At 43.6% G+C, this 12,659-nt stretch carries 16 protein-coding genes; 10 read left to right on the top strand and 6 right to left on the bottom strand.

What is annotated here, in order from left to right:
- Positions 1–220: 220 nt before the first annotated feature.
- The 3 genes from ABDV94_RS05315 to ABDV94_RS05305 are packed head-to-tail and all read left to right on the top strand — an operon-like array spanning position 221 to position 1,480.
- A complete protein-coding gene (locus ABDV94_RS05315; protein ID WP_343605422.1) occupies positions 221–580 on the top strand; it encodes a VOC family protein in 360 nt (119 codons plus the stop codon).
- A gap of 3 nt (positions 581–583) precedes the next feature.
- On the top strand, positions 584–1,018 hold the full coding sequence (locus tag ABDV94_RS05310; RefSeq protein WP_343605420.1) for an EVE domain-containing protein: 435 nt from the start codon (positions 584–586) through the stop codon (positions 1,016–1,018).
- On the top strand, positions 1,019–1,480 hold the full coding sequence (locus ABDV94_RS05305; protein ID WP_343605418.1) for a MarR family transcriptional regulator: 462 nt from the start codon (positions 1,019–1,021) through the stop codon (positions 1,478–1,480).
- A gap of 90 nt (positions 1,481–1,570) precedes the next feature.
- On the opposite strand, the gene ABDV94_RS05300 is transcribed toward ABDV94_RS05305, so the two are convergent.
- From ABDV94_RS05300 to ABDV94_RS05290, 3 genes are read right to left on the bottom strand one after another with little or no spacing between them, the layout of a single operon-like run.
- The gene (locus ABDV94_RS05300; protein WP_343605416.1) at positions 1,571–1,978 is read right to left on the bottom strand and encodes a 5-fold beta-flower protein; all 408 of its coding nucleotides are present in this window, start codon (positions 1,976–1,978) and stop codon (positions 1,571–1,573) included.
- A 15-nt stretch (positions 1,979–1,993) separates the two neighbouring features.
- Complete coding sequence (locus ABDV94_RS05295; protein ID WP_343605414.1) at positions 1,994–2,473, bottom strand: tetratricopeptide repeat protein; 480 nt, start codon at positions 2,471–2,473, stop codon at positions 1,994–1,996.
- Between the two features lie 21 nt (positions 2,474–2,494).
- Entirely contained in the window at positions 2,495–2,911 is a 417-nt protein-coding gene (locus tag ABDV94_RS05290) for a hypothetical protein (protein WP_343605412.1), read from the bottom strand.
- 169 nt (positions 2,912–3,080) lie between these two features.
- Here ABDV94_RS05290 and ABDV94_RS05285 point away from each other — a divergent pair, with 169 nt between their 5' ends.
- Positions 3,081–3,428 (top strand): hypothetical protein, encoded by a 348-nt coding sequence (locus tag ABDV94_RS05285; protein WP_343605410.1) that lies wholly within the window; start codon positions 3,081–3,083, stop codon positions 3,426–3,428.
- Here ABDV94_RS05285 and ABDV94_RS05280 read toward each other — a convergent pair whose 3' ends face one another.
- Both ABDV94_RS05280 and ABDV94_RS05275 read right to left on the bottom strand, forming a co-directional pair.
- A complete protein-coding gene (locus ABDV94_RS05280; protein ID WP_343605408.1) occupies positions 3,429–4,673 on the bottom strand; it encodes a WG repeat-containing protein in 1,245 nt (414 codons plus the stop codon).
- Positions 4,674–4,842: 169 nt separating this feature from the next.
- Positions 4,843–5,907, bottom strand: coding sequence for a hypothetical protein (locus tag ABDV94_RS05275; protein ID WP_343605406.1), 1,065 nt, complete (start codon positions 5,905–5,907; stop codon positions 4,843–4,845).
- A 117-nt stretch (positions 5,908–6,024) separates the two neighbouring features.
- On the opposite strand from ABDV94_RS05275, the gene ABDV94_RS05270 reads away from it, so the two are divergent.
- From ABDV94_RS05270 to ABDV94_RS05260, 3 genes are all read left to right on the top strand, one after another.
- Positions 6,025–6,402 carry a VOC family protein gene (locus tag ABDV94_RS05270; RefSeq protein WP_343605404.1) on the top strand — a complete coding sequence of 126 codons (378 nt, stop codon included), beginning with the start codon at positions 6,025–6,027 and terminating at the stop codon, positions 6,400–6,402.
- Positions 6,403–6,606: 204 nt separating this feature from the next.
- Positions 6,607–7,677: a PA0069 family radical SAM protein gene (locus ABDV94_RS05265; protein ID WP_343605402.1), complete on the top strand. Its 1,071-nt coding sequence runs from the start codon at positions 6,607–6,609 to the stop codon at positions 7,675–7,677.
- Between the two features lie 54 nt (positions 7,678–7,731).
- Entirely contained in the window at positions 7,732–7,854 is a 123-nt protein-coding gene (locus ABDV94_RS05260) for a hypothetical protein (RefSeq protein WP_343605400.1), read from the top strand.
- Here the strand turns inward: ABDV94_RS05260 and ABDV94_RS05255 are convergent.
- Positions 7,837–8,340, bottom strand: coding sequence for a hypothetical protein (locus ABDV94_RS05255; protein ID WP_343605398.1), 504 nt, complete (start codon positions 8,338–8,340; stop codon positions 7,837–7,839). The genes ABDV94_RS05260 and ABDV94_RS05255 overlap by 18 nt on opposite strands.
- Positions 8,341–8,499: 159 nt before the next feature.
- Here ABDV94_RS05255 and ABDV94_RS05250 point away from each other — a divergent pair, with 159 nt between their 5' ends.
- From ABDV94_RS05250 to ABDV94_RS05240, 3 genes are all read left to right on the top strand, one after another.
- Complete coding sequence (locus ABDV94_RS05250) at positions 8,500–10,854, top strand: M1 family aminopeptidase (protein WP_343605396.1); 2,355 nt, start codon at positions 8,500–8,502, stop codon at positions 10,852–10,854.
- 193 nt (positions 10,855–11,047) lie between these two features.
- A complete protein-coding gene (locus ABDV94_RS05245; protein WP_343605394.1) occupies positions 11,048–11,893 on the top strand; it encodes a hypothetical protein in 846 nt (281 codons plus the stop codon).
- Positions 11,894–12,026: 133 nt separating this feature from the next.
- The gene (locus tag ABDV94_RS05240; protein WP_343605392.1) at positions 12,027–12,599 is read left to right on the top strand and encodes a Crp/Fnr family transcriptional regulator; all 573 of its coding nucleotides are present in this window, start codon (positions 12,027–12,029) and stop codon (positions 12,597–12,599) included.
- Positions 12,600–12,659: the final 60 nt, after the last annotated feature.

The following is a 12,659-nucleotide window of genomic DNA, read 5'->3' as shown; positions in this document are numbered from 1 at the left end:
TGCTTTTTTGTTTTCAGAGCGAAAATGAGAACGAGAATGAGTGTGGAATCCCGGTTCGAAGCTGAGATTAAGTATCCCCCTTTGGAGAAGAATGAGGAATGAGACAATTTGAATCTTCTAAAGTCCAACCCATTCCGATCCAAAAAACGGGAAGCCAAAAATTATTTTTGCAAATTGTTGTCGAGTATATTATATTTGCGACAACAATTATTTTTTCAAGATGAGACAATTGACATTTGCATCACTACAAGTGAATGATTTAGAAGCTTCAAAAGACTTTTATACCCGGAAATTGGGTTTTGAAATAGGGGATGCCAACCCGCAGGCCTGTGTCTTTAAGTACGGTCAGGGAGAGGCGAGCTTTGCAATCCGCACACCGCTGGAACCTTTGGAAGGAAGGGAATTGGGTGTTGGTGCAGCGCTTTGGTTTGCCGTAAGCGAAAACGTGGACGAATTGAAAGAAACCTTCATCGCGAATGGGGTAACCACGGCTGGCCCGATTATCGAAACACCTTTTGGAAGAGCATTCCACGTGAAAGACATCGACGGGTATAAACTGACTTTTTTGGAAACAAAGTAAGCCATGACTGCTGAACGGGAAACGAAATATTGGGTAATCGTGGCATCAAAAGACCACGTGAGGACCGGAATTGCAGAAGGTTTTGCCCAGGCCTGTCACGGAAAAGCCGGACCGCTGAAAAGAATGCGGAAAGATGATTTCGTGATCTATTATTCAGGAAAACAAACGATGGGTAAAATGGATAAGTGCCAGGAATTTACCGCGATCGGGCAGGTGAAGAGCGATGATACGTATTTGTTTCAAATGACAGCTGATTTTTGTCCCTCCAGGCGAAATGTGACGTTTTTCGACCACCGGGATGTTTCTATTTTGCCATTAATCAACGAATTGGAATTCATTCAAAACAAACAAAGTTGGGGATATCCGTTCCGTTTTGGATTTTTTGAAATCAACAAACACGATTTTGATTTAATTTCGACACAAATGCTTCAACACTAAATGGCAGAAAAAATAGAATTTAAGTTCAGTTCCCCGAATGATAGTCCGGGTTACCTGCTGGGGCAATTGACGCTCCTGTGGCAGCGAAAACAAAAAAAGGTGCTGGATCCGCTCAACCTGACCCAAACCCAGTTTGTCCTGTTGGCGGCGTTGGGTTGGCTTTCGCGGGAAAATGATCACGTAACGCAGGTAGACATTGCGAACCAGGGAAATGCCGACCGCATGATGGTTTCCAAAGTGCTTCGGACGCTGGAAGAGAAGAAATTCATCAGCAGGCAGGAACACCCAACCGACACGCGGGCCAAAGTGATCAAACTCACGGATGGAGGCGTGAAGGTACTCCAGCAAGCATTGACGACCATTGAACAGGCAGATATTGAGTTCTTTTCGGCGTTGGGAGATGATTTAAGCTTGTTTAACCGGCAGATGGTTAGTGTTATTGAACAAAACAGAGAAGATTAAACACCCGGAGTTCATTTCCGATTGAAGGTATATAAAACTAAAAATCCGCAGAACGTCTATTCCTGCGGATTTGTTTTTTCGGAGCGTTTCTTAAAATTTAAAGAAGAAATACGCTACTGCAGCCCATTCTTTCTTAATTCCTCTGGCGTAGCCTATGGTTCCATGGCTGCTGTTTTCAACAGTCCCATCGTTTTTGATATACCCAATGGTTCCGTGGCTGGAATTTTCAACGGTTCCGTCTGCTTTTACATAACCCACGGTACGATGACTGCTGTTTTCGATGGTTCCGTCGTTTCGAATGTAGCCGATCGTGTTGTGACTTCTGCCCTCGATCGTTCCGTTGCTTTTGATGTAGCCCACGGTACCATGACTTCTGTCTTCAATCGTCCCGTCGCTTTTAATATACCCAATGGTTCCGTGGCTCCCGGATTCAATCGTTTGTGCTTTGGAGCATGCTACGCTTCCCAGCACCATCATCATTGCGATTACTTTTTTCATGTTGTTATCAGTTTATTAGTGTACTAAATATTTTGTTGCTTTTCCGGCATATTGTCCGTCCGGAAACAGTTCCAGGTAATAATTAGGCCATTTTTCTTTGTTGCCATCAATCGTCACCAGTTTTTCACAGGCTTCCCAGATATTGTAGTCATTCACTCGTTTATCGTATCCCGAATGGAATGATTGCGTGTAAAAATCAAGTGCTTTTTCAAAATCACCCAGGAAAAAATGACATGCCCCGATCTGGCTTTCACAACTTCCTTTCTCGTATGCGTCCGTCGAATTCTCCCGGATGGACTCAAACAGCACAATAGCTTCAAGATACTGTTTTTTCGGAATGAGTCTGCATGCCCGGTTGAAAACAGAATGATACGTCTCGCTATCCATGTTGTCTTTTAACGACAACTGGATTTCTTCGATCTCTTCCATACTCAGTTTTCCCGAGTTTGCAAACAGTTCGTCTTTCTTCTTAAATAATCCTCCAAATAATCCCATTGTTTGTTGCGTTTAAGTTCATTAGATCAATACTTCTTCAATATCGGAGAGTTCTGTTTTCATGAAGATGTCATATATATTCGTGCCATCCTCTAAAATCATATGATCTTCGGTGAAATCGAACAAGGCAAAGCGGCACGTTTTGTCAAAATTGAAAGCGTCATCTTCCGTCTCCCAATAAGTGCTTAACTGGACTTCGTATACCCATTCTCCAACAACTTCCGAATCCTCGTTGTTCCACCAAACGATCTTGATAAAACCATTGGTCGCGTTGATCAGAAAGAGGAGTTGTTGTGCTGAAGCAGCCAGGTCTTTTTCTTTGTTTTCGATCATTCGGTCGACAACCGTTTTCAGGTCTCCGGCAATTTGCTTTTCGGTTGTTGACTCCGATTGGAAGATGGTTTCTTGTTCGTCCGGGGTGAGCGCTATCCAAGTCATTTTTGAGGTAAGTGTTTGTTCTGTTCTAACAAAAATAACGCATTCGGGAAACCCTGGTTTTCGAAAAAACGCGGCAATCCATATTAGACAGTCTTTGTTTTATATCCGCAGAATGTGGGAATATATTCGTTTTTTTGCCTGATTGCTTCCGGCGTTTATTGCAGGGTTGATGAACACGATCAGAGAAGCGAATATATCCATGACTATCCAGGGGGATTATGGGAATTATAAAGCGAAGGATCAAAAAGAAAGTAGTTCGATGACTTTTTCTTTAACGGACAAAATGCAGCCGCAACTGAACATTCGATCGATCAACGTACCGCCATTCACATATGAGAAAGATGGAATGAAGTTTAGTTCAGATGGGATTACTTTTGGTAGTGGCCATGTCATTATGCCGGATGCAACCTTTAATCAGATTGAGATGAAAATTTCCGGTGGATCCATCAAAGCTCCCAAAATTGTTATCCCATACAAAGACAAGGATAAGGAAAGTGATTCCAAAGAAACCAAGTGATTAATTGAAGTAAGTGACATGCTGTTGAGAGAAAGGTAATAACAAGTTGCCTTTCTCATCAATCAGCCCAAAGAGTTTATTTTGACTTACCCAATAATACCCCTTTTGTTCTTTACGTACATTTTTCATATCCGCGCAAGACAGTAGTTCAAGGCTTAATAATTCCATTCCGGCATTTTTGGGAACAAATTCATACACGATGGGTGCATAAAAATCAAATACATAAGGAGAAACAAGATGACCTTGCTTGTCAATCAGTTTCCATGCTTTTTTTTCGTACCGGATCATACTGATCGAACCATTGAAAAAGTCTGCCTGTGCTGCATCTACCTGGATAACAACCTCCCCCCGATGATTGATATAATTCCATTTTCCATTTTCAATAGAAACAGCCGATAAACTATCAGAAAAGCTTAATGCCGAATGATAAACCGGAGGAATCACAAATTGACCGCTTTGGTCTATAAATCCCCATTTCCCAGCTTGTTTTGCTGCTGCCAATCCCTCACGGAACTGTCGGGTGTCATCAAATATGGGAGGAATAATCGTTTGATGCGCACTATCAATAAATCCCACTTTTCCATCGGGGAATGATTTTCTAGCTAAACCTTCATACAGTTTGATTGAAGGTTGATAATCCGTTAGAATTTCACCTTTCTTATCCATGAATTTGTATTCTCCGAGTGCCACTTCAACCACCGCAATACCACAGCAGAAAGTGTAAGCACTCTTAAAACGGAAATCAATAACAACTTTTCCCTGGCGATCAATAAACCCCCAAAGTTTGCCTTTTCGGGCGGCACATAAATCTTCGCTAAAAACTTTGACTTCATCAAAAACAGGTTGGATCACTTCTTTCCCTGATTTGTTCACGAAACCCCACTTTGAACCTCTTGAAAAGCCTGCAAGTCCTTCACAAAAAGAAATGGCTAAGGAATCATATTGGAAGGGAATTCGCAATTTATTCTGTTTATCGATGAACCCCCATTTTTTTTTCATTTTAACCGGGGCTAATCCTTCACTGAAACATAATGCGTTGTCAAAATAGGCCCCGATAATCCATCTCCCTTTGATATTAATATATCCCCATTTCGCCCCTTTTTGGACAGGAGCAAGCATTGTATCCTGGATATCGATAGTTGATGATGGAGTCATTTCACGTGATTGAGAAATGCCTGTATCATAGACAATACAAAAAATGATGAGTAAAAAAATGGATAGCGAATAATTGGTTGAAGTGCTCATATTTAAGATGTTTGCAAAATGAGATTGCTTAGTGAAGCATGAAATTATGAAAAAAAGAAGAACCGACTTCGAATGGAATGAAGCTTTCATCTTTCTTTTGTTAAAAAATACAATCTTATGGACTGCATTCGGAAGATGGAGTGATAAATTCACCGTCCTAAAAAAACAATCATAAAACAGAATAACTTCTCCCCATGAGCGATATGAGCCGTTCCGGATCGCTTTGAAGCCAATTGATAAGGTTAAGAAGCATGTTTCCACGATAGTCATACGTACCATCAATTTGTTGGAATACGGTGTTACTGTAAGGCCAGCGGAACATACCGACATTCTGGGCAATGATTTCATCCCAGTGGATCAAAATTTCGGCTTCTTTTCTCTTTAAGGTAATTCCCTGACGGGAAACGGAAAATTCTTTGTAGTTGATACTCTCGCCCTTTGCGAATTTGTCGAACCATTTCGTTATGATCGGACGTGAGATTACATCGAACAATACAAGCCCGATCTGATGTATTACAGGAGTATACTTTCCTTCCTTCAGGAACATGGAAGCTGAGGTAAAAGAGATCGTATGATGCCCGCCCGTATGATAGATGTTAATACGGTATTCAAACCTTGAAATACCATGAGTAGTTAATTCTTCAATGCTAGAAGCATATCCTGTAGCAGAAGAAGTACTGATCGTAGTATCGCCATGCTGAATGTACTGCTTTGTAATCTCCAGTGGTACATTCTTTTTTGCCAGGCTTTTCAGTTCCTGGTTAAAGGTGCGGTCTGTGAAATAATCCGAAGCGAATGCCTCCTTCAATTTCAGGATTTCTTCATGTGCGGCCTCTTGAGGTCTGGGGTCTTCTGCATCCTTCAGGGGAAGTAATTTGACAAAAGAAATGATTTGAACCCGGTCTTTTCTCTTGAAAGATAACGCAATTAGTGCGGGTTTGCGCATCTTGAAAATCAACTCATAATTACCAGATTCTTCCCGGTTGATTTCAAAGCTTTTGATATCGGAAAAGGGAAGCCCGATGCGAAACTCTTTCTTTAGGTCGGAGATAAGAATTCCATTCGGATAGCGCTCGATTGAAAGGGTAGATTCTGATCGTTGTAATTGCTGATCGAAAGCCGGTTCCTGAACACCTCTGGCATATTTTAAAACAGGATCGGTTTTAGGCAGTTTCTTAAAAAGGGATTTACTTCCCAGGTGTTGTTTGATCTCTTCTTTGGTTTGTAGATACATACTGAGGTTTTGCCTATCAAAGATAGAGATAATAAACAGCTTCCTGATTCCCGGAAGAGCATCACACCTCAATTTTTTTCCGTAGTATTGAGTGGCCAATAATTAAAACAATCCGCAATGAAACGAGTAACCGGAATAGGAGGAATTTTCTTCAAATGCAAAGATACCGAAAAGGTCAATGAATGGTATAAAAAACACCTGGGACTGGACACCGGGCCTTATGGTGTGACCTTTGAGTGGCCGGAAGATGATTCCAGTAAAAAAGCGGTGACGCAGTGGAGTCCTTTTTCTGAAACAACCAAGTATTTCGAACCTTCCACGAAGGATTTTATGATCAATTACCGGGTTGAAGACCTCGAAGGATTGGTCGAAGCATTGAAAAAAGAAGGAGTAACGATCCTCGACGAACTGGCGGTGTACGAGTACGGAAAATTCATCCACATCCTGGATATCGAAGGCAATAAAATTGAGTTGTGGGAGCCGGCTGGTGAATAATGCCCGACAGCACTAGAAATGGACTTTCCACACAATTTTATAAATTTGTGTGGAAAGTATTTTTGACCACTTTTTGATCCGCTTGTCAATCAAGCGACCACTCCAGTTCATCTTTATCTAAAAACCAGTTTGATTACAAATTAATCTTTTTTAATTTAAATAGTAATCATTAATTTTGTCAGACCTGATCAAATCAACGAAACAATGTCTGATAATTTACCATATAAAAACGGGCGCGGAGCGCAGATTAATCCCCGGAACCGCTTCTTTGCGCAGGAAAAGGGAGAGGATTTTGATGATATTGATCCGTCTGAGGAAGACGATTTGAAGACCAAATTCATCGAAGTGTACCCGAAAACCATTGTCAATAAACTTACGAGTCCCGATGTGGGAATGTATTATTCCCTGAATCCATACCAGGGTTGCGAACACGGCTGTACGTATTGTTACGCCCGGCCTACACACGAGTATTGGGGGTACAGTGCCGGAACGGATTTCGAGCGCGTCATTCTCGTCAAGAAAAATGCACCTGAACTGCTGGAAGAAGCGTTGAAGAAGAAATCGTGGAAGGTTCAGACCATTTCGATTTCAGGGAACACAGATTGTTACCAGCCTTGTGAGCGTCAGTACCAAATCACGCGGAAATTGCTGGAGATTATGCTGAAGTACCGGCATCCGGTTGGGATTATTACCAAAAATACACTCGTTACCAGGGATCTGGACATTCTCTCGGAACTGGCCAAATTAAACCTGGTAGTGGTAAACATCAGCATCACCAGCCTGAAAGAAGAACTACGCCGGAAGCTGGAACCGCGCACAGCAAGCAGCCGCAAGAAACTGGAAGCTATTGAACTGCTGACCGGTCACGGAATTCCCGTCAATGTAATGATGGCTCCGATTATCCCGGCATTGAACGACGATGAAATCTTTTCGATTGCAAAAGAATCAGGACAGCGCGGAGCTTTCAGTATGCACCACCAGATCGTGCGTTTGAACGGTCCGAACGGAGAGATCTTCACGGATTGGGTCAACAAAAACTACCCGGATCGCGCCGAAAAAATATTGAATCAACTCCGCGATACGCATGGCGGACAGCTCAGTGACAGCCGTTTCGGAACACGTATGAAAGGAGAAGGAGTATACGCGCTGAACATTCAGCGGCAGGTGCAGCTGGCCCGGAAACGTTTTCTTCCGGATTTGCCTTTTCCACGGCTCAGTACCGATTTATTCGCCATTCCCGATACCAGCGGACAGATGAAATTGTTTGGAGATTGATGATTTCCAACGGAACAAACTACAACAACAACGAAATTCCGTTGACAGTGTTAAATGTCGTGTTTCAACGACCGTTTTCAGTTTACCGGAACCGGAATCATCCTGGAATTTAACCCGGAAGCACACACGATGCTGCTCAAACAGGGCGGGGAAGAGTTTTTATTCACCAGGGACTGAGGGGGCTTTTGACTGCCCGCAGTTTTTTTGTGCAGACACATATTTCAGCACCATTGGGAAACGAAATTCCTGTCCTTTGAAATATAGGAGGAACTCGCCGTACGAAGTCATACGCGGTCTGTGATATGGAATACACTTCAGGGTAATGACCGCCTGTTCGCCCGGTTGGATGAAACGAGAATCTGAACCCGAACTTCTGAGTTGAGAATTATCGTACCAGCTTTTGTACTCGTGTGGAACATGCAGCGCTTGTTTGGTTTGGTTGTGAACCCGGAAAGTGACTGAAAATTTATTGGCGTAGAAATTACAGCTGTCAAACACAAAATCACTGACTTCGAATTTCAATAAATCGGTATCGCAAAACAGCGAGTCGTGTCGCTCTGAAACCACAATTATTTTTTTGCTGTCAATAATTCGTTCCGTCCCCTGTGAAAAAACGGGAAGCGTTCCGGTAAGTACTAAAAAGAGCAGGAAGATGGTTTTCATAGTCGTTATTTTCCTGCGAAGCTAGGCAATCGGCGGGGTAGAATTTCTTATCAAACTGTTAATGCAAACCCAAAGAAGCAATCCGTGTTTTTTCCGTTGCAAATGAATGGTCTACTGGCTATCTTTAGCCTCTGTTTTAAAACTATAAATCATCCTGTTATGTCTGGTTTTCGATTGATTCTGATCTGTTGTTTGAGCTGTTTGTTCGGCACGGCAAATGCACAAACGTCTTTTCCTTACGATACACGGAGCGACAGCATTTCCATCCTGCATTACAACATCCACCTGGATTTGCGCGATTTCAACACGTTTGTACTGAAGGGACAGGCGCAGGTGATTTTCAAACCGCTGGTAAACAATATCACCGAAATCAAACTCGATCTCATGGGGCCGGCGGTAGACAGTGTGCACGATGCAAACGGAAACCTGCTTTCATTTGCGACCGCTCCGCTCGGTTTCAAAGTAAACCTGGGAACCACATACAATGCCGGTGATTCGACCGCGATTGAGGTGTTTTACCACGGAACAACCGTTCAGGATCCGACGTTCGGAGGGTTTTACTTCAATAGCAGCTATGCTTACAATGTAGGCGTTTCACTCGACGATATTCCGCACAATTATGGGAAAACGTGGTTTCCGTGTTTCGATAATTTCACTACGCGTTCCACATACGACCTCTTTGTAAATACACTTCCGAACCACAATGCAGCATGCGGTGGCGTACTTCAGTCTGTCACCGTGCAGCCCGATTTATCCAAAATCGACCATTGGAAGATCCATCAGACCATTCCGAGTTACCTGGTTTCGGTAGCAGTGGCGAACTACGTTTTTGTAAACGATACCTTTACGGATTATCAAAGCAACCCGGTTCCGGTGAAACTGGCAGCCCTGGCGTCGGACACTACGAACATGAAAAATTCCTTTGTCAACCTGGAAAATGCCTTTGATATTTTCGAAGGGAAATTCGGGCCGTATCGTTGGGACAGAGTGGGCTATGTACTTGTTCCGATGACTTCCGGAGCGATGGAACACGCCATGAATATTGCTTTCCCGAAAATTGCCGCAAACGGAGGGCTGTCCTGGCAGTCCGTGATGGCGCACGAACTTTCGCATCATTGGTGGGGAGACCTGGTCACTTGCCGCACAGCCGAAGACATGTGGATCAACGAAGGAAGCGCGGTTTACTGCGAATATGTGTTCACCGAAGAATTCTCGGGCCGAAGCAATTACGAAGCAAGTGTGAGAGGAAATCACAAAAACCTGTTGCAAACCTGCCATATCGAAGACGGTGGTTACTGGCCGCTTTCCGGTGTTCCACAAGAACATACCTACGGAACGACGACTTACACCAAAGGAGCAGACATGATTCATACACTGCGGGCTTATCTGGGAGACTCCCTGTTCTTCAATGGATTGGCTGAATTGCTGGAACAGAACCAATTTTCCGATATGGATGCTATCGAGTACCGCGACGACCTGAGCACCATTACCGGGGTAAATCTCGACAACTTCTTCGCAGACTGGATTTTCCAGGAAGGATGGCCGCATGTTTCCATTGATTCGCTTACGGTGACACCAAGCGGAGGACAATACAACGTAACTGTACATTTGAAACAAAAACTGGTCGGAAGGACGAACTATGGAAACCAGATTCCAGTGACGCTGACCTTGCGCGATAACAACTGGAACACCTTCGAAACGAAAATTCACGCTTCGGGAATGAACAACACGGTAACGGTGACCGTTCCTTTTCAGCCTTCGCTCGGATATCTGAACCGCGACGAATTGATTTCCCACGCAGTAACAGCAACGTATTCGACCTTCAATACCACGGGAAGCAAAACACTGGGGCATTCGAACATGATTCTGCAGATTCAGAACATCACGGATTCTGCTTTCGTAGTGGTAGAACACAACTGGGCAGCTCCGGATCCGGTTCAGAACTGGGCCTCGGGCTACCTGATTTCCCCACAACGATACTGGCGCATTGATGGAATCTGGGATGCCGGTTTTAACAGCAACGCGACTTTCCGTTACAGCGGACAAACCAGCGGTTCCATTGCCTACCTCGATCATTTGCTCATTACCGGATCGGAAGACAGTATCATTTTACTGTATCGTCCAAACCGATCGGTAGATTGGTACGAATACCCGACGTATACCAAAAACATGGGGAATGTGAACGATAAAACCGGTACGCTGAACGTCACAAACCTTCAAAAAGGAGAATACGCGATTGCATTAAAAGGACAAGACCTGGCGTTGAATGAACTGAACAAAACACCTGATGCAGTCTTGTATCCGAATCCGGCTTCCGGTAATGTGACGATTGAAAGTGCTGTTTCTGCAGACCGGATTGTTGTCAGCGATGCGGTGGGTAGACTGATCGACCAGCACCTGCAGCCGGGATCGAAAACCGGTTTTGATACATCCTCCTGGGGAAAAGGAACGTATTGGGTGACGGGTTACAGCCAGGATCAGCGCTTGTTTCACAAATTATTGATTGTGCGCTAAAATCCGGAAATGATTGATTGTTGATCACGCGAAAGACCAGTGGTTCAGATTGTTGGCTTTTTTTGTTCCATTTTTCAGCTCGATTTTCTTACAGAAAGAGAGAATATTCATCGAAACAAATCGTTCGGTCATTTTGAATTGAAAAGAACCCGGACTGGCCATTTTTTTCCTATTTTCGTTTGAAAATAAACGTATGAAACACATAATCACCTGTCTAATCTTCCTGGGAGGCCTCTCAACGTCAGTTTATTCCCAGTCGGAATTGAAGATAAATTGCTTCACATCTACCAATTCGCCGGATGTGTATTACAATGCTTTCTATATCGATGATCAAATGATTGAGTATGCTACCTGCGGATTGGATCAGGCGTTTTATGTCGGGGTGATCGATCCTGCAACCTGTAGTGCGTGGGCAACCAATTTCAATGGTTCCAACCCGGCGCACGATTTCGGGAATCTCAACAACGACGGCTATTGCAGACAGAGACCCGAGTCTTATTTTGTGTTCCGTCAGTCTGATTCCATGGAATTGGAAGGAATGAAAAACATGATTCAGCAAATTCCCGACGGTCATTCATTGTTTATTTACACTCCGATTTCATACAGCTATACAGCGGTGAATGCCGTAAACCCAGCGTTAATCCAGGAACTGGAATCCCGCTGGCTTCCCTCTGTGATCCAGGGAGAAGACATCATGGTGTTATATGGTATTCAGGGAAATGCGCAATCTTTTGTATCGGAAACAAACCAAACCAACGGACAGATTTCCTTTACAACAGCTGTCTGCGGAAGCCTGGGACTTTCTGAATTACAGTCGGAATACAGATTATTCATCAAACAGGAAGGAACCAAACTGACAATCAATCCGGATTTGGCGGTGGATGATTTCAGAATCCTCGACGCGGCAGGAAAGGCGATTTCCTTTGTGAGAACAGAAAATATCATCGAATTGCCGGTAGGAATTGCACCGGGTGTGTATATTTTCCAGGCATCTGCAGCGGGAAAAACACTTCACAGCAAACAACTGATCGGGTATTAAGCGATTACACATATTTCATGATTCGAAAACCGCGGTCAAACGATTGCGGTTTTTTTTATGGAGTTTGATCCCCGGATTTGCACGAAATTATCCTTAATTTCATGGTAGGAAATGAATTATAAAACAGGAAGAAATGACCGAGCTTGAGAGAAGCATCACATCTTACTTCGGAGTAATGGAAGCACAGAAACTGGAGGTCATTACCTCTTTTTTCAAACCGGAAACAGTGAAACGCGGTGATTATTTCCTCGAAACGGGAAAGCGGTGCGACAAGCTGAGCTTCATGAAATCCGGGCTCATGCGGATTTTTGTAGAACTGGAAAAGAAAGATATCACGCAGTGGATTACCACGAAAGGATATTTTGTGACCGATCTGTCGAGTTTTGTGTTTGATGAACCTGCGCGCTGGACGATTCAGGCTTTGACGGATACTGAAATTTACACCCTGCGGAAAAGCGATTATGCGAAACTAAGTGCTCTCGTTCCGGACTGGATTGTACTGGAACGCTTGTTTATTGCACGCTGTTTCACGATCATGGAAAACCGGATTTTTTCCCATCTGTCCATGACGGCCGAAGAACGCTATGCCCAGTTTTTTGAAAGCAACAAGGAATTGTTCAACCAGGTTCCCCTCCAATACATCGCTTCCATGCTTGGAATGACACCTGAAACCTTCAGCCGGATCCGGAAAAAGCAACTTCAGTGAGTTCTTGATTTTTGTCAAGAGTTACCTGCTTTGTTTCATCGAACTTTGAATAATTAAAAA

The organism is Fluviicola sp. (genome assembly GCF_039596355.1).
Lineage (GTDB): Bacteria > Bacteroidota > Bacteroidia > Flavobacteriales_D > Crocinitomicaceae > Fluviicola.
This window is presented reverse-complemented; position numbering and strand designations above follow the sequence as displayed.

Coding starts and splice junctions, on each gene's coding strand:
- ABDV94_RS05270 (WP_343605404.1), top strand. CDS start 6,025: ATGAAACGAGTAACCGGAATAGGAGGAATTTTCTTCAAATGCAAAGAT.
- ABDV94_RS05275 (WP_343605406.1), bottom strand. CDS start 5,907: ATGTATCTACAAACCAAAGAAGAGATCAAACAACACCTGGGAAGTAAA.
- ABDV94_RS05300 (WP_343605416.1), bottom strand. CDS start 1,978: ATGAAAAAAGTAATCGCAATGATGATGGTGCTGGGAAGCGTAGCATGC.
- ABDV94_RS05240 (WP_343605392.1), top strand. CDS start 12,027: ATGACCGAGCTTGAGAGAAGCATCACATCTTACTTCGGAGTAATGGAA.
- ABDV94_RS05255 (WP_343605398.1), bottom strand. CDS start 8,340: ATGAAAACCATCTTCCTGCTCTTTTTAGTACTTACCGGAACGCTTCCC.
- ABDV94_RS05295 (WP_343605414.1), bottom strand. CDS start 2,473: ATGGGATTATTTGGAGGATTATTTAAGAAGAAAGACGAACTGTTTGCA.
- ABDV94_RS05305 (WP_343605418.1), top strand. CDS start 1,019: ATGGCAGAAAAAATAGAATTTAAGTTCAGTTCCCCGAATGATAGTCCG.
- ABDV94_RS05315 (WP_343605422.1), top strand. CDS start 221: ATGAGACAATTGACATTTGCATCACTACAAGTGAATGATTTAGAAGCT.
- ABDV94_RS05310 (WP_343605420.1), top strand. CDS start 584: ATGACTGCTGAACGGGAAACGAAATATTGGGTAATCGTGGCATCAAAA.
- ABDV94_RS05250 (WP_343605396.1), top strand. CDS start 8,500: ATGTCTGGTTTTCGATTGATTCTGATCTGTTGTTTGAGCTGTTTGTTC.
- ABDV94_RS05245 (WP_343605394.1), top strand. CDS start 11,048: ATGAAACACATAATCACCTGTCTAATCTTCCTGGGAGGCCTCTCAACG.
- ABDV94_RS05265 (WP_343605402.1), top strand. CDS start 6,607: ATGTCTGATAATTTACCATATAAAAACGGGCGCGGAGCGCAGATTAAT.
- ABDV94_RS05280 (WP_343605408.1), bottom strand. CDS start 4,673: ATGAGCACTTCAACCAATTATTCGCTATCCATTTTTTTACTCATCATT.
- ABDV94_RS05290 (WP_343605412.1), bottom strand. CDS start 2,911: ATGACTTGGATAGCGCTCACCCCGGACGAACAAGAAACCATCTTCCAA.
- ABDV94_RS05285 (WP_343605410.1), top strand. CDS start 3,081: ATGAACACGATCAGAGAAGCGAATATATCCATGACTATCCAGGGGGAT.
- ABDV94_RS05260 (WP_343605400.1), top strand. CDS start 7,732: ATGTCGTGTTTCAACGACCGTTTTCAGTTTACCGGAACCGGAATCATC.